This is a genomic window from Streptomyces sp. WAC06614 (genome assembly GCF_003949795.1).
Classification (GTDB): domain Bacteria; phylum Actinomycetota; class Actinomycetes; order Streptomycetales; family Streptomycetaceae; genus Streptomyces.
The window spans coordinates 48,852-64,723 of record NZ_RPRY01000005.1; the positions used below are offsets into that span (position 1 = coordinate 48,852).

General features: G+C 71.2%; 9 protein-coding genes. 6 read left to right on the forward strand and 3 right to left on the reverse strand.

Features of this window, described 5'->3' with window-relative positions; genetic code table 11:
• Positions 1-90: 90 nt before the first annotated feature.
• From EF918_RS01475 to drmB, 4 genes are read left to right on the forward strand one after another with little or no spacing between them, the layout of a single operon-like run.
• Complete coding sequence (locus EF918_RS01475) at positions 91-4,857, forward strand: sacsin N-terminal ATP-binding-like domain-containing protein (RefSeq protein WP_125639235.1); 4,767 nt, start codon at positions 91-93, stop codon at positions 4,855-4,857.
• The gene (locus tag EF918_RS01480) at positions 4,854-6,770 is read left to right on the forward strand and encodes a UvrD-helicase domain-containing protein (RefSeq protein ID WP_185921550.1); all 1,917 of its coding nucleotides are present in this window, start codon (positions 4,854-4,856) and stop codon (positions 6,768-6,770) included. Before EF918_RS01475 ends, EF918_RS01480 begins: the two co-directional genes overlap by 4 nt.
• On the forward strand, positions 6,767-10,030 hold the full coding sequence (locus EF918_RS01485; RefSeq protein WP_125639241.1) for a helicase-related protein: 3,264 nt from the start codon (positions 6,767-6,769) through the stop codon (positions 10,028-10,030). Before EF918_RS01480 ends, EF918_RS01485 begins: the two co-directional genes overlap by 4 nt.
• Positions 10,027-11,886: a DUF1998 domain-containing protein gene (drmB, locus tag EF918_RS01490; RefSeq protein ID WP_125639244.1), complete on the forward strand. Its 1,860-nt coding sequence runs from the start codon at positions 10,027-10,029 to the stop codon at positions 11,884-11,886. The genes EF918_RS01485 and drmB overlap by 4 nt, the downstream gene beginning before the upstream one ends.
• A 114-nt stretch (positions 11,887-12,000) precedes the next feature.
• On the opposite strand, the gene EF918_RS01495 is transcribed toward drmB, so the two are convergent.
• The 3 genes from EF918_RS01495 to EF918_RS01505 all read right to left on the reverse strand — a co-directional run bounded on the left by EF918_RS01495 (position 12,001) and on the right by EF918_RS01505 (position 14,597).
• Positions 12,001-12,993, reverse strand: coding sequence for a DNA cytosine methyltransferase (locus EF918_RS01495; protein ID WP_125639247.1), 993 nt, complete (start codon positions 12,991-12,993; stop codon positions 12,001-12,003).
• Positions 12,994-13,202: 209 nt separating this feature from the next.
• The gene (locus tag EF918_RS01500) at positions 13,203-14,108 is read right to left on the reverse strand and encodes an endo alpha-1,4 polygalactosaminidase (RefSeq protein ID WP_125639250.1); all 906 of its coding nucleotides are present in this window, start codon (positions 14,106-14,108) and stop codon (positions 13,203-13,205) included.
• Positions 14,109-14,207: 99 nt separating this feature from the next.
• Positions 14,208-14,597 (reverse strand): helix-turn-helix domain-containing protein, encoded by a 390-nt coding sequence (locus EF918_RS01505; RefSeq protein WP_125639253.1) that lies wholly within the window; start codon positions 14,595-14,597, stop codon positions 14,208-14,210.
• A gap of 98 nt (positions 14,598-14,695) precedes the next feature.
• Between EF918_RS01505 and EF918_RS01510 the strand changes: the two genes are divergently transcribed.
• Both EF918_RS01510 and EF918_RS01515 read left to right on the forward strand, forming a co-directional pair.
• Complete coding sequence (locus tag EF918_RS01510) at positions 14,696-15,103, forward strand: RidA family protein (RefSeq protein ID WP_125639256.1); 408 nt, start codon at positions 14,696-14,698, stop codon at positions 15,101-15,103.
• Between the two features lie 42 nt (positions 15,104-15,145).
• Positions 15,146-15,724 carry a TetR/AcrR family transcriptional regulator gene (locus tag EF918_RS01515; RefSeq protein WP_260609694.1) on the forward strand — a complete coding sequence of 193 codons (579 nt, stop codon included), beginning with the start codon at positions 15,146-15,148 and terminating at the stop codon, positions 15,722-15,724.
• The last annotated feature ends 148 nt before the right edge of the window (positions 15,725-15,872 follow it).

Below are 15,872 nucleotides of genomic sequence, written 5' to 3' on the forward strand. Positions count from 1 at the left end.
TCCAGCCGCATGTCCACTGCACCATCTGCTCGTTGACGACACGCCCGTCGTCCCTCCCTGCCCGCCCCTGGTCTTGAAGTGGAACCATTCGTGGCCGACCTGCAGTCCCCTGTGATCCGCACCGTTGTCGAGCAGTCCCTTCGTGTCCTGGAGACCTACCGTGTCGATCCGGGCCTGATCCCTGAGCACGCCAACGGCGAACGCCGCATCACACAAGGCGGTTACGGCGATCGGCAGCTGTTCGAGCTGGTCCAGAACGCGGCCGACGAGATCCGGGAGGAGCCCGGCGGTCGAATCCAGGTCGTCCTCACGGAAAGTCACCTGTACTGCGCCAACCAAGGAACCCCCGTGACCCCCGAGGGCGCGGAGACCATCCTGCGCATGAGCATGTCCCGCAAACGCGGAGGGCAGATCGGACGTTTCGGCGTGGGCGTCAAGTCGGTCCTCGTGGTCACCGACACCCCCGAATTCTTCAGCCGCACCGGCAGCTTCGGCTTCGACCGGACCTGGTCGTACGAGCTGATCAGGAACGTCCCCGGCGTACGGGAGCACCACGGCGAGGACTTCGAGGCACCCGTCCTGCGCATGGCCCGCCAGCTGGACATGGCCTCGGAACGGCAAGCGGACCGGACGCTGGACGAACTGCTGCAGTGGGCCACGACGGTCGTCCGACTTCCGCTCCTGCCGGGAGCGGCCGAACGGCTGGGCAAGGACATGCACGGCCACCAGGGCAGGGCCAGTCACGAGACGCGCGAGGAGTTCCCCACCGGATTCCATCTGTTCTCCCCGCACGTGGGCGAGGTGGTCCTGGAGGACCGCAGGTCCCACCGGGGTGTCCGTCGGGCTCTTCGTGCCGAGCATGTCGGCAGCCGGCGAACGATCCACGAGGAGCGCGTCGGCCGGCCGACGACCACGTCCCGGTGGCAGGTGTTCACACACACCCACGAGCCGACCGTGACCGCCCGCCGGGACGCGGGGGAGCTGCACGACCGGGTGTCCATCGACGTGGCCTGGGCCGTGCCCGCCTACCGCCGGGACGAGGGCAGCGGCCTGCTCAGCGCCGCCGACGCACGCGGGCGCGGCAGGTTCTGGTCCTTCTTCCCCACCAAGTACGAGATGACCCTCAGCGGCATCCTGAACGGCGCCTGGAAGACCAACGAGGACCGGCAGAACCTGCTGGACTCCTCACCCTTCAACGTCGAGATGATCCAGGTCGCGGCACGACTGGTGGTCGAGTCGCTCCCGGAGCTGGCCCCCGAGGAGGACCCCGGCGCGTACCTCCCGCTGCTGCCCGGGCGTACCAAGGGCGTGGAGGTCATCAGCTGGGCCGACCGTCTGCTCACGGAACAGATCTGGGCAGCCGCCGCGGTACGTCCGTCGCTGCCCGACCAGGACGGGATCCTGCGGGTTCCCGCTGATCTGAACATCCACCCCGACCTCGGGAAGGACCGGACCCTGCTCAACCGCTGGCTGCGGATCTGGCACTCGTACGCCGGCCGGCCACGCGACTGGGTGCACCCCTCGGTCGAGGCGACGGACCTGCGCTCCGGCAAGATCCAGCACGTGCTCGCCGCGGCCGGCCGGCCGCGCGCAACGGTGCGCGAGTGGCTGGAGGCGCTCGTCTCCGACGGCTCGGCGAAGGCCTCGGCGACCGCGATCCGGATCGTCGCCGACATGGTCACGTCGAACGCACCCTGCGCGGAGGAGGCGCGCACCGCCAGGATCGTCCTCACGGAGGAGGCCGGTCTCGTCGCTCCGGTACGCGGAAAGGTCTTCCGGCGCACCGAGGAGGACGGCCTGCGGGAGTCGTTGGTCTATGTCGACCGCGCCCTGTCCGACGACCCGACGCTGTCGTCCGAGCTGACCGTCCTCGGGATCCAGGAGGCCGACGTCCGAGGGCGGTTCCTGAGCGTCCTGGACCAGGGCTTCGGCGCCTACGGGCCGCAGGAGTGGACCCGGTTCTGGGAGCTGTTCCACCAGGCCGGTACCGCTGCCGTGGGTCACGAGGTGATCGCTCGGGTGCCCGACGCGAGGAACACGCTCATGGTGCGCACCGCCGACGCCGGCTTCCGCACCATGCGCGACTGCATGCTCCCGGGTGCCGTCGTCACGGCGCAGAGCGACCCCGGCATCGCGGTGGACATGGGCTTCCACTCCGACGACATGGCCTTCTTCCGCGAGGTGGGACTGCGCGAGCGCCCGAGCCTCGGGCACCGGCCGGAGGGCGAGGCCTGGTTCGAGGAGTACCGGGAGGCCGTCCACGCGGCCTACTGCCGCCGGCTCGACGACCGGGCCGGTCGGCCGACCCTGGCCCGGACCAAGGTCGACGGAGCGGCCGTCGGCGGGCCCCTGCACCTCCTTCCCCGGCTCTCCGAACAGGCCCGCGCAGCCTTCCTGCGCGTGCTCCCGGAGGAAGGGCTGATCGAGAACTGGACGCTGCAGATCGGCGCTCAGGTCTCCACCCGGCAGCAGGCCGCGTCGCCGATCCGGTGGATGCTCTCCCGACACGGCCGCGTCGAGACGTCCCAGGGCGTCAAGCCCCTCAAGGAGGCGGTGGGCCCCCAGCTCGCCGCCTACCGCGACGTGCTGCCCGTGGCCTCGGTCAGCATCGAGAAGGCCCGGAAGCTGAAACTCGCCGACAGCGTGGAGAAGGTCCGCCCGGAGCAGTGGGAACAGCTCGTGGAGAAGCTCCAGGAGAGCGAGGACGACGCCTTCGTGGGCTCCACGTACGCCCTTCTGACCCGACTGGCGATCGACTTCCCCGACGGTGTCCTCACCCGATGCCGGATCGGCGACACCTGGGACAGCCGCGAGGACGGCGAGATCGCGGTCGCCGCGAACCCCGAGGAGTACCGCTCGCTCCGGGCCGAACGGGTCCCGGCGCTGCTGATGCCGGACCAGGAGTCGGCCGACCTCATGGTCGAGCAGTGGCACATGCTGCGCTACGACGCGGCGGTGAGCCGGGAGACGCGGCACGAGGCGACGGTGGAGGCGGTGCCGCTGTCCGAGGAGTTCCCCACGCTGCGCCAGAAGATGGGAGCTGCCGTCACCACGTACTCGCTGCTGCGCTGCGCCACGCTCGAAGAGGTCGTCCGCACTCCGCACGGCGCACGGGCGAAGTCGCTGGAGAGTGCCCGAGAAGGCAACGTGGTCAAGGTCGTGGACTCGCTGGACCGGCTCGGCACGCTCCGTGCCGTGGACCGCGAGCTCGGACTGCGCATGGGTGAAGCGGGGTGCCGTACGGTGCTGGAGGCCCAGGCCCGCCAGGAGCAGGACCAGAAGGTGAGGTCCGAGCTGAAGGCGATCCGTGACGCCGAGGACGTGACGGCCAAGCTGGAACTGTTGATCGGTGCGGAGGCGCTGCGCGACCGGCTGCCCGCAGGACTGATGGAGGCCGAGCGTCAGGAGCTCGGCGGGCAGGAACCCTCAGGGCGCCGGATCGCGCAGATGGCGTTCAACGCGCACGAGGACGCCGTGCTCAAGATCCACGCCCGCGACATCCAGGAGCGCTTCCCGAGCGCCCCGTCGTCCTACACGGGCGGCTCGGCAGCCGTCTCCTTCGTCGCCGACCTCGACCTGCCGGCACCCTTCGCGGGCTACCGGATCCCGTCGCTGGACCAGAGCCTGACGGTGGACGGCCCCCGTGACTTCCCGCGCCTGCACGAGTACCAGGAGCGACTCGCCCTCAACATCTTCGAGATGCTGGACCGGCTGGCTCCACAGCGCGCCATGCTGTCGCTGCCCACCGGTGCCGGCAAGACCCGGGTCACCGCCGAGGCGGTCATCCGTTGGGCGAAGCAGGCAGGTGATCTGAACGGCCCGATCCTCTGGATCGCACAGACCGAGGAGCTGTGCGAACAGGCCGTCCAGAGCTGGCAGTTCGTGTGGAGCAAGGCCGGCGCGCAGGCGCGCCTGACGATCAACCGGTTGTGGAGTTCGAACGAGGCTGCCCCGGTCGCCGACGGACCGCAGCTCGTCGTGGCCACGGACGCCAAGCTCCAGGTGTGCCTGGACACCGACCGCTACGCCTGGCTGCGCGAGGCCGCCCTGGTCGTGGTGGACGAGGCCCACGTGGCCACCGGCCCGCGCTACACGGACATCCTGGGCACGCTCGGGCTGACGCAGCACCGGACCGAGCGACACCTCCTGGGCCTCACCGCGACGCCGTTCCGCGGCCGCAACGAGGAGGAGACCCGCCGCCTGGTCAACCGGTTCGGCGCGCGCCGGCTGGACGAGGGCGTCTTCCCCTCCGACGACGCCTACGGCCACCTCCAGGATCTGGGGGTGCTGGCGCGGGTCGAGCACCGCGAGCTCACCGGCGGCACCATCGAGTTGTCCCGCCAGGAGCGGGAGACCGCCGAGCAGCTGAGTCTGCTGTCCAAGGCGGCCGAGCAGCGGCTGGCAGACGACCACGACCGCAGCCGCCGCATCCTCACCGAGATCGAGGCGATGCCGCAGGACTGGCCGGTCCTGGTGTTCGCCACCTCGGTCGAGCACGCCAAGTACCTGGCGGCTCGTCTGAAGGACCGGGGGATCTCCGCGTCCTCGGTGGACTCCACCACCTCGGACAGCGACCGTAGGGCCCGTGTCCAGGACTTCCGCGACGAAAAGGTACGGGTGCTCACCAACTACGGCGTCCTCACCCAGGGCTTCGATGCCCCCGCCACCCGCGCCGTCGTCGTCGCCCGACCCGTCTACAGCCCGAACGTCTACCAGCAGATGATCGGACGCGGACTGCGGGGGCCCCGCAACGGTGGCAAGGACACCTGCCTGATCCTCAACGTCCGCGACACCATCCGGAACTTCGACACCGCCCTCGCCTTCACCGAGTTCGAGCACCTGTGGAGCAGGAAGTGACCTTGTCCACCGAGGACGGCCCCGTCCTCACCCCCGAGCAGCAGGCCGTCGTGGACCAGCCCTGGGACACCCGGCTGCTGGTCACCGCCGGAGCGGGATCGGGCAAGACCCACACCTTGGTCCGCCGCATGGACGCGCTCGTCGGCCACACCGACCCCGACGAGGCACTGGAGGCCTCCGAGCTGCTGGTCCTCAGCTTCTCCCGGGCCGCCGTCCGCGAGCTGAAGGACCGGATCGCCCGGTACGGCGAGCACGCCCGGCGGGTGCGCGTGCAGACCTTCGACTCATGGGCGTACTCCCTGCTGCTGCAGGCACGCCCGGACGACGACTGGCCGGCGCGCAGCTTCGACGAACGCATCCGGGCCGCCACCGAGGCCATCGAGAAGGGCGACCTGGCGCGCCTGGAGTGGGGTCCGCCCGCCCACGTGATCGTCGACGAGGTCCAGGACCTGGTCGGCGTGCGCCGGGAGCTGGTGGAGTCGCTGCTCGACAACCTCCAGGACACCTGCGGGTTCACGCTGGTCGGAGACTCGGCCCAGGCGATCTACGACTTCCAGATCGAGGATCCTGCCGAGTACGCCGACCGCGCCGATCTCTTCCTGCGCTGGGTGCGTCGCTCCTACGCCGACGACCTGGTGGAGCTGGAGCTGACCCGGAACTTCCGCGCCGTCACTCCCGAAGCACGTACTGCGCTCCCGCTCGGTCCCGCCGTCCAGGGCATCGGCAGTGCCCCCGAGGGCGCGGACGTGGCGGCCGAACGGCTCCACGGGGAGCTGCGGGAGCTGCTGCTCGACCTTCCCGACCTGGGCCCGCTCACCGACCCCTTCACCCTGGACGCACTTCGGTCCTTTCCCGGCACCTGCGCGGTCCTGACCCGTGACAACCGGCAGGCACTGCTCGTCTCGGAGCTGCTGCACACCCAGGGCGTACCGCACGTCCTGCGGCGCTCGCTCCAGGACCGTCCGGTGCCGTACTGGGCCGCCGAGCTGCTGCGCCGCACCGGGTCCGCGACCCTCACCGAGGGACGGTTGCGCGACCTGCTCGGTGGGACACCGCTGCCCGAGGGCACCGACCTGGACAGGGTGTGGCGGGCCCTGCGCGTGGGCGCGCGAGGTGCCGGTCGGGGCACGGTCGACGTGACGCGGCTGCGCCGACTGGTGGTGGAGCGTCGGTTCCCCGAGGAACTGGCCGACCCGGAACCGGCCCGCGTGGTCGTGTCCACGGTGCACCGCTCCAAGGGCCTGGAGTTCGACCGCGTCGTGCTCCTCGCCCCGCCTTCCGTGGCCGAGCTGCGTCGCCGCGCCGACGACCTCGACGTGCCGGGGGAGACCCGGGCCCTGTACGTCGCGATGACGAGGGCGCGGGAGGATCTGTACCGCATCGCCGCACCGGACACGGCCACGGTGCTCAAGCACCGGCCGACCGGACGCTGGTACCGGGGGGTCCCCAACCCGCGACACAAGTGGCGCCGGGACGGGATCGAAGTGCGGGCGGGCGACGTGTGCGCCCAGCAGCCGGCCGACGCCCTGAACGACGCCGTTGCCGTCCAGGCGTACCTGCTGGAGCGGGTGGCGCCCGGGAACGCGGTGACGTTCCGCCTGTGCGACACCCTCCCCATGGGCCCCGACCAGAGTCCCCGTTATGCGTTGCTGCACGAGGGACGGGAGATCGGGGAAGCGTCGGAAGCCTTCAGAAGTGCCTTGTACTCCGTCCTGAAGGTCGGCACGACCTGGGACCTGCGATGGCCCCAGGAGATCACCGGCCTGCGCATCGACTGTCTGGAGTCGGTCGCCGGCAGCACCGCCGCCGGAGCCAACGCGGGGCTGGGCGACCACGGAGTGTGGATCGCCCCCCGCATCAGCGGAATCGGACGGTTCCGGCACTCCGTCCGGGCCGAGGAGGAGCAGGAATGACCATTCACGCAGGGCCGCACGCTGCGCACTACGAGGTCCGGGAGGATCTGGTGGCGCGCCTCCGCCGGGAATTGCTGGGCCCCGACACCGACGCCTCCGCCGAGGACCGGGACGAGGTGCTGGACCAGGACGCACCGATCACCCGGTACCCCATCGGGGTGCTCTTCCCCCGCCCGGCGGACGCGGCAGCCGGACTTCGTCTCCAGGAGGACGCCGCCGAGGAGGAGGGACTGGACGGGGAACCGGTGACCGGGGCGGACAGTCTCGACGAGTCCGAGCCCGTCGCCGAGCGGCCCAACGCCGGTCAGCGGCGCCCGTCCACGGTCGGCCTGACGTTCGCCGTCGACATGGCCGTGTGCCGCGAGATCGTCGTGTCGGCACGCGCTGCGGTGTACGAGCCCGAGGACGCCGACGGTCGCAAGGTGCCGGCCCGTCGCAGCGAGGCCCGCACGACGGCCGACCAGCGGGAGCGCTGGCGTCGGGTGGAGCTCGACCTGCCGGACACCGTCGTCGACCTCACGTACCCCGGACGCGGCGCCTCACGTGACCTGATGGACGGCACGGCCAGGCTCGAGGTGCTCGTGCGCCGCCCGTCGCCGGAGACGGGAACCGTCACCGTCACGGTCACCCTGGTCAACATCCAGAAGGTGGGCGAGCGGGAACTCCAGGACGCCTTCGCCCTGTTCCAGACCGGGCTCACGGTCCGCGCCGCGAACGGTGGGACCGCCTTCGTGGAGCGCCCCGCCGCCTTCGCCGCCGTGGACCCCGAACTGAGGACCAGCAGGCTGTTGCATCGGCACGCGCCCACGTTCGCCACCGGGCACGGCTGCGCGGCGGTGTGGGACTGGACCCCGCCGGCGGTCGGCCTCACCGATGTGGTGCCTGCGGGTGTGGTGGAGGTGCGGACCGAGTTCGTGCCCACGCACGAGGTGCTGCTCACCGACTCCAACCCGGAGATCGATGCCGACGCCCTGACCATGCTGGGCCTCGCCGAGGCCCCCGACGCAGAGGTGATCGCCGCACTGGATCAGCTGGCCGCGGGCTACGAGCGGTGGATCGAACGCAAGCGCATCGAGGCTGCCGCGCTTGCCGGGACCCCCCACGAGGAGCCCGCGTCCCAGCAGGTCGACGCCTGCGTGGAGGCGCTGGAACGGATCCGTACGGGTGTGGCACTGCTGCGGGAGAAGCCCGACCTCATGTGGGCGTTCCGCTTGGCCAACCGCGCGATGGCGACCCAGCGTGCCCGCAGTGCCTGGGTCAGGAAGGGCCGGGTCGGCGAGCCGGACCTCGCGTCCGCGCGCTGGCGTCCGTTCCAGATCGCCTTCGTGCTCCTGTGCCTGGCGGGGGTCGACGACCACGAGCACCCCGACCGGGGTGTGTCCGACCTGTTGTGGTTCCCCACCGGTGGCGGCAAGACCGAGGCGTACCTCGGTCTGATCGCGTTGACCACCTTCCTGCGCCGCAAGCGCCTCGGTGCGGCGGGCGGTGGTGTCACCGTCCTGATGCGGTACACGCTGCGGCTGCTCACCCTTCAGCAGTTCGAGCGCGCCGCGATCCTGATTTGCGCGATGGAGCAGATGCGTCGCGACAACCCGGCGGAGCTGGGCCACGAGGAGATCTCGCTCGGCATGTGGGTGGGTCGCTCAGCCACCCCGAACACCTTGGAGGTCGCCGCCCGGCAGCTCGGGGCGGCCCGCTCCGGAAAGGTGCTCCAGAAGGAGAACCCGGTGCAGCTGCACGCCTGCCCGTGGTGCGGGACCGTGCTCGACGCCCACCATTACGCGGTCGATGCGGAGGCCGTCCGGATGGACGTGCGGTGCCCCGGCACGGGGTGCGCGTTCTCCGGGGGGCTGCCCGTCCACCTCGTGGACGAGACGGTGTACCGGGCCCGACCCACCCTGGTGATCGCCACCGTGGACAAGTTCGCCTCGATGCCGTGGCGCGCGCAGACGGCTGCCCTCTTCAACCGGGACCGTCAGGATGCAACCCCGCCCCCGGAGCTGATCGTGCAGGACGAACTGCACCTGATCTCCGGCCCCTTGGGAACCCTGACCGGCCTGTACGAGACGGCCGTCGACGTGCTCGCCGACCGTCCCAAGGTGATCGCCTCGACCGCGACGATCCGCCGCGCCGCGGACCAGGGCAAAGCCCTGTTCTGTCGTGAGGTGCGTCAGTTCCCGCCCGCCGGTCTGGACGCCCGTGACTCCTGGTTCGCTGTGGAGACGGCCGCAGGGGACAAGGCGTCCCGTCGGTACGTGGGCCTGCTCGCGCCCGGCACCAGCCAGTCCACGCTGTTGATCCGCACCTATGCCACCCTGCTGCATCAGGCGATGCGTGCCGACACGACCGAGGAGGTCCGCGACGCGTACTGGACCCTGGTCGGCTATTTCAACAGCCTGCGGCTGCTCTCCGCCGCCGAGTTGCAGGTCCATGACGACGTCGTGTCCTACCTGGAGCACCTTGCCGACCGCGACGGATCAGGGGCCCGCTCCGTCGGCAACTACTCCGAGCTGACGAGCCGGGTCGACGCCAGCGACATCCCGACCCGCCTGAAGCAGATCGAGCGGCGTCTGCCGGGTCGCGACGTGGTGGACGTGCTGCTGGCCACGAACATGATCGCTGTCGGCGTGGACGTGGACCGACTCGGTCTGATGGCCGTGATGGGTCAGCCGCAGACCACCGCCGAGTACATCCAGGCCACCAGCCGCGTCGGTCGTGCCCACCCCGGTCTGGTCGCCGTGATGCTCAACGCGGGCCGCTCGCGCGACCGTTCGCACTACGAGAACTTCCAGCACTTCCACTCCGCCCTGTATCGAGAGGTCGAGTCCACCTCGGTGACGCCGTTCTCGGCCCGTGCCCGCGACCGGGGTCTGCACGCGGTGATCGTCGCCCTGGCCCGCATCCTGATCCCTGCCGCTCGGGCCGACGCCGCCGCAGGGGACATCGACCACTTCCACCACGAGCTGGTGGAACGGATCCGGCCGACGATCCTCGAACGGGTTCGGAGGATCTCTCCGGAGGAGACTGCCGACAGCGAGGTCGCCCACGTGGCGGCCGCCTTCGACGAGTTCGTCGACTGGTGGCTCGAGGAGGCTGCCGTGCACGGCGGCCTCCACTACGAACCCGGGCGTGGGCGCCGTACGCCCTCGCTGCTCAAGTCCTACAACGACGCACTGGAGGACGTCGAGGCGTGGGAGACCCTGTGGTCCCTCCGCGACGTCGACGCCGAGTCCGGCCTGTTCATGGAGGCATCCCGATGACCCCACCCCCTCCCCGCCGCCGACGTGGCGCCGACGGTTCCGCGGCACCGGCCCACAGCCTGCCCCGCCGCGGCACGGTACGCCGCGCCCAGGCCGTCACCACGTACGGTGTGGGGGCACTGATCGCTGTGGAGCAGGAGTCGTTCATCGTCTGCGGTCTCGACGGTGCCGACACACAGTGGGCCCGCGACGAGGCTCCGGTCGTCCACGAGCCGCGTCTCGCCCGTGTGCTGGGCGTGCGGCGGTTCCGTCTCCCGCCCGCCTCGGGAGACGACAGTCGTGACGGCGTCAGGGTGCGTCGCTTCCCCCTGTGGCACCACTGTCCCGGGTGCCACGCCCTGGACAACGTTCGCAGGTTCAACTCCCCGCCCGGCCGGAACGAGTGCGCCGAGTGCGCCGAGGCACTGGTGCCCTCCCGGTTCGTGGTGGCCTGCGAGGACGGTCACATCGCGGACTTCCCGTACTGGAAGTGGCTGCACCGAGGGCGTCGCGGCGCCGGCGAGGCGGGCCTCTGCGGTGGTCGGATGAGCCTGCGCTCGTCGGGCCGTACCTCCTCGCTCCGCTCGGTGGTGCTCTCCTGCTCGTGCGGAGTGCCGGACGTGTCCATGGAGGGGTCCTTCCGGCGCGCGGCGTTGAAGGACCTGCACATCCGCTGCGAGGGTGAGCGGCCCTGGCTGAGGGGCGCACCTGCCGTTCCCTGTTCCCGGCCGCCCCGAACCCTTCAACGGGGTTCCTCGTCGGTCTGGCAGCCCGTGCTCCGGTCGGCCCTTTCCATCCCCCCGTGGAGCGACACCCGGGTGCAACTGCTGGACAAGCACTGGGACAAACTCCGCAGCTGCTCCACCCTCGCCGAGATCGAGATCCATCTGAAGTACATCTTCGACGGTGCTCCCGCCCCTGTCGGACCCGAGCAGGTCCTGGAACTGATCACCGCGATGGAGGCCGAGGACCTCACCGGTGACGAGAGCCCGGCGGTGGACCAGGAGCAGCGCTACCGTGCCTTGCGCGACGTGGAGTACGAGCGGCTGTGCGCCGGCAACCCGGAGGACTCCGGTCACCACGACGAGCAGTTCGTCTGCGAGCCGCCCACCGGTGACCAGAAGTCGCTGACCGCTCTGGGACTGGTCGCCCCGATGCTGGTGAAGAAGCTCCGCGAGGTCCGTGCGCTGAAGGCCTTCACCCGGGTCATCGACCCCGAGACCTCGTCCGAAGGGCATGAGGCGGAGCTTTCCCTGGCCCCGACCGACTGGCTGCCCGCCATGGAGGTCCGTGGAGAAGGCGTCTTCCTCCGGATCGACGAGGAGAAGGTCGACGCCTGGGCCGAGCTGCCCGCCGTCGCTGCCCGCGTGGAGCGGATGCGTCTTCGGCACCAGCGGGTCCTCACCGATCGGGCTTCCGACCCGACCCGCGTCCCACTTTCCCCCGCCACCCCGCGCATGGTCCTGCTGCACACCCTTGCGCACGTGATGATCAACGAGTGGAGCCTGGACTCCGGCTATGCCGCCGCCTCGCTCCGTGAACGGATCTACTCGGGTGACGAGATGGCCGGCGTGCTGATCTACACGGCCACGAGCGATTCGGCCGGCAGCCTCGGTGGGCTGGTCGCCCAGGGCGAGATCGAACGTCTTGCCACGGCGGTGCGCTCGGCCGTCCACCGGGCCGAGTGGTGCTCGTCCGACCCGCTGTGCGTCGAGAGCGAGATCTCCGGCACGGGCGGCACCAACCTGGCGGCCTGCCATGCGTGTGTGATGCTCCCGGAGACCAGTTGCGAGCACAACAACGGCCTGCTGGACCGGGCGCTGCTGGTCGGCACACCGGAGGACCCGGCGATCGGGTTCTTCTCCCACCTGCTCTAGGGCAGAGGGGAGTGTCGCACGGCGCAGGGGCGCAGGGGTGGGAGGGCGACGATCGTGCCCCGGCCCCTGCCCACCTGGGATGCGGCATGCAGGGAATCCGCGCTCGGCGGGCGTTCAGGCGCGACGCCCCAGGGCGGCGCGGACAGCCTGTCCCAGGGCTCGTCCCACCGGCGGCGGCGACGCATGGCCCACCTGGCGGTAGCGGGCCGTCTTGCGACCGGCGAAGACCCAGTCCTCGGGAAAGCCCTGCAGCCGTGCCGCCTGCTCGACGGTCAGCGCCACCATGCCCTTGACGCCCAGCGAAAGGTCCCACGGGAACTCGGGCCCGGGCGGCTCGTCGGCGACCGTGCCCCCGTTCACCCGCATCCGTGCCCAGGACGCCTTGGACCCGGTCGGCCCCAGGTCCGCTCCGCCACGGTTCCAGGACCCCCCGACCAGGGTCGGGGCGACCTGGTCGGCCTGCGCCGCCCAGGCGGCTGCATGGGGCCAGCCGCGCGCTGCCATGGAGGCGCCCAGTGCCTGACCCACGGTGATCGGAGGCTCGGTGCCGGGGGCCGGGGGGACGAAGCCGCCGAGGGACGCCTCCTTGAAGGCCACCAGGATCCCTTGCTTCCGGTCCTGGGGCACGCCGTGGTCCTTCGCATTGAGGACGAACCAACGGTGCTGGTAGCCGAGATGGGCGAGCTCGGTGGCCACGGAGGCCCGGATCTGCTCGTACGCGGGCTTGGAGACCAGGTCGGGGACGTTCTCGATGAGCAGGGCGCGTGGCTGCACCCCGTGCATGAGCATGATCGTCGCCTCGAGCACGCGGATCTCCTCCGTGCTGTTCTCGCGCGCCACTGCTGCGCTGGCCTTCACCCTGGGCAGGCCGGCGGCCAGGAGGTCCACGTCGTAGGTGACCTGGTGGTCCACCGGGTCGAAGCGCAGCAGGTCGAGTTCGAGGACGTTCCACGCGGGACGGTTCAGGCGGAGCGTCTCGCAGGCCACGGCACGGTTGTCCAGGAGGAGGACGGGATCGAAGCCGGCCTGTTCGAGGCCGAGCGCGAGGCCGCCGGCGCCGGCGCAGACGGAGAGACAGCGCAGGCGCTCGGGCCGGGACTCTTCCATGATCACCCTTTCGTCTCGTCGTCGGAGACGCGACCCGGGTGGGGCCGGGACATCGCCGGACCGCACTGAGCGCATACCGTCCGCAGGTCACGGACCCGGTCCGGTCCTGCCCGTCCATGATCGCATCGACGTGCCGGTGACGAGCCGTTCGGAAGGGGATCGTTCGCCCTGCACCCGGTCGTCGAGCAGGCGCCGGGTTCCACCACGGCTCAGGACGTCCGGCACGTGGCGTGGTGGTAGCCCTTGGTGCCGTCCTCGACCAGGCGGAGGTCGCGGCGGACGATGCTGACCTTGTCGCCCCAGCCCTTGCAGGCGCGTTTCATGCCCTGGTCGGTGTATTCGATCACGATCATGTTGTCGCCGAACGCGGCGGCGTAGTCGGCGCATTCCTCGTACTGGCCGCACTCCTCCACCACCGCGAAGTCCAGGCCGACCTCCTTGCGGGCCGGGGCCAGTTCCGGGGTGTTCTTCTGGCCCACGGCCAGGTTCTTCTCGTGGGCGTGGGCGGCGAGGAGGGAGAGGAAGGCCTTCGCGTCGGCGGCGGTCAGCAGGCCCTTCGGGGCGCGGGCGTAGGTGTCGTAGTTGTCGGGGTCGACGGCCTTGTAGCCCTTGGCCGCGCAGTCGTCGATCCAGCCGTACATCTTCTGGGCGATCCGGCGGCGCTTGGCGTCGCTGCCGACGTCCAGCATCGCCTCGTTCCAGTCCTTGTCCATGACGACCGCGCCGGAGGCGTCACGGAGCAGCAGGTCGGGGTCCCATTCCTTCTCCGCGCCCGGCTGGGCCTGGAAGGCGTTGATGTAGCAGATGTTGTACACCCCCGGGGCGGGCGGGGCCGTGCGGTCGCGGGCGACGACGGAAACCCCGGGCGGGGGGTCGTACGGGGCGCCGAGCTGGTAGTCGAAGCCGGCGTGGACGGGCGGGAGCGTCACGTTCGGCCGGCCTTCGGCGGGTGCGCCGGACGGGGCCGGGCCGGACGGGCTCGACGTGGACGGGGGCGGGGCCGCGTCCTCGTCGTCGTCCCCGCCGGCCGAACAGCCGGTGGCCACCAGGGCGGTGACGGTGGCCACGGCCGCGAGGGCCAGGGCGGACCGGCGGGGAAGAGCGCGGTGTCGCATGGGGAGAACACTCCAGGGAAGGACGCCTTCGTACGCGTACGGCGGTCACGCTACCGGCGCCGTCTTCCCGGCGGGCGGTGTTCCGGCGGGACGGCGCGATCACGCCTCTTCGTCGAAGCGGAGGCGGGCCGTCTCGATCGCGCCGAGGTAGCGGTGCGTCCAGTCGCACAGGGCGCCGACCGTTCTGCGCAGGGCGCGGCCCGGCTCGGTCAGGGTGTACTCGACGCGGGGCGGCACGGTGGGGTGGACCGTGCGGTCCACCAGGCCGTTGCGCTCCAGCAGCCGCAGGTTCTGCGTGAGCATCTTGTGGCTGATGCCCTCGACCTCGTCGCGCAGCTCGGTGAAGCGCAGCGTGCGGTCGCCCACCGCCTCGATGATCAGCAGCGCCCACTTGTTGGCGATGTCCGTGAAGATCTCACGCGCCAGGGAGTCCGCCCGCGTCACATCGGCCTCGTCGGTCTCCGCGTCCCTGACCTGCTTGGTCACCATGAGGTTCCCCAGTCACCAAAAAGTGCGTTCTTCCACGTCAGCGGTCACTCTCCTACGGTTTCCCAGTAACCGCAAGAGACCACGAGGAGGCGGCGGACATGGCCATCAAGCTGATGAACCCGGACGGAATGCCCACGGTCGACGTGTACCACCAGGTGGCCGTCGCGTCCGGTACGAGGACCGTCCACATCGCCGGACAGGTCGCCTGGGCCGCGGACGGCAGCACGGTCGGTGAAGGGGACCTGGCCGCGCAGGTGGCGCGGTGCTACGTCAACGTCGGCACCGCCCTGGCCGGGGCCGGGGCGACCTTCGACGACGTGGCGAAGATGACCGTCTATGTCGTGGACTGGACACCCGACAAGATGCCCCAGCTCGTCGACGGGCTCTCGCGGGCGGCCGCCGAGCTGGGCGCGGCCCCGGCGCCGCCGGCCACGCTGATCGGCGTCGCGGCGCTGGCCGCGCCCCAGTTCCTGGTCGAGGTCGAGGCCGTCGCCGTCCTCGACTGAGGCCGCGCCCGGTCCCCGGTCCCGGCTGTCTATGCTGGGGCCGTGACACCACGAGGGGACCAGGGGCCGGCGCTGCGGGCCGATGCCGCGCGCAACCGCGCCCGGGTGTTGCAGATCGCCCGTGAGCAGCTCGCCGCGGGCGACGACTCCCTCCAGCTCAACACCATCGCCCGGCTCGCCGGGGTCGGCGTGGGGACCGTGTACCGGCACTTTCCCAACCGGCACGCGCTGCGGGAGGCCCTGTCGGTCGAGCGCTTCCGCGAGCTGGTGGCCGAGGCGGAGGCCGCGGCCGGGCAGGAGGACGCCTTCGAGGGCCTGCGCCGCCTGCTGCGGTTCATCCTCGACCGGGCGCTGGAGGACACCGGCTTCGCCGCGGTCCTGGAGTCCGCCGACGACACCGAGGCGCAGACCTCGGCCCTGAAGGCCGAACTGGACCGGTCCGTCGCCCACCTGCTCGACCGGGCCCGGCTGACCGGCGCCATCCGCCGGGACATCCGGTCCGGCGATGTACGCCGCCTGCTCTGCGGCATCGAGCACGCGCTGCGCTCGGGCGCGTACGACTCCGCGCGCACCGAGGTCTACCTGGACGTCCTGGTCCAGGGCCTACGCCCACCACGCTGACGGCCGGCCCGACCGGTCTGGTCCGGCCCGGCCCGGCCCTCCTCCGGCGCAGGCCTCCTGGCCGGCCCGGCCCTCCTCCGGCGCAGGCCTCCTGGCCGGCTCTGCCCGGGCTCCGCCCCGGCCTCCGCCCCCGGCCTGCGTCCCGGCC

Bases quoted from the DNA above. Each gene is read 5' to 3' on its own strand.
- EF918_RS01485 (WP_125639241.1), top strand. From the start codon at position 6,767: ATGACCATTCACGCAGGGCCGCACGCTGCGCACTACGAGGTCCGGGAG.
- drmB (WP_125639244.1), top strand. From the start codon at position 10,027: ATGACCCCACCCCCTCCCCGCCGCCGACGTGGCGCCGACGGTTCCGCG.
- EF918_RS01495 (WP_125639247.1), bottom strand. From the start codon at position 12,993: ATGGAAGAGTCCCGGCCCGAGCGCCTGCGCTGTCTCTCCGTCTGCGCC.
- EF918_RS01500 (WP_125639250.1), bottom strand. From the start codon at position 14,108: ATGCGACACCGCGCTCTTCCCCGCCGGTCCGCCCTGGCCCTCGCGGCC.
- EF918_RS01505 (WP_125639253.1), bottom strand. From the start codon at position 14,597: ATGGTGACCAAGCAGGTCAGGGACGCGGAGACCGACGAGGCCGATGTG.
- EF918_RS01510 (WP_125639256.1), top strand. From the start codon at position 14,696: ATGGCCATCAAGCTGATGAACCCGGACGGAATGCCCACGGTCGACGTG.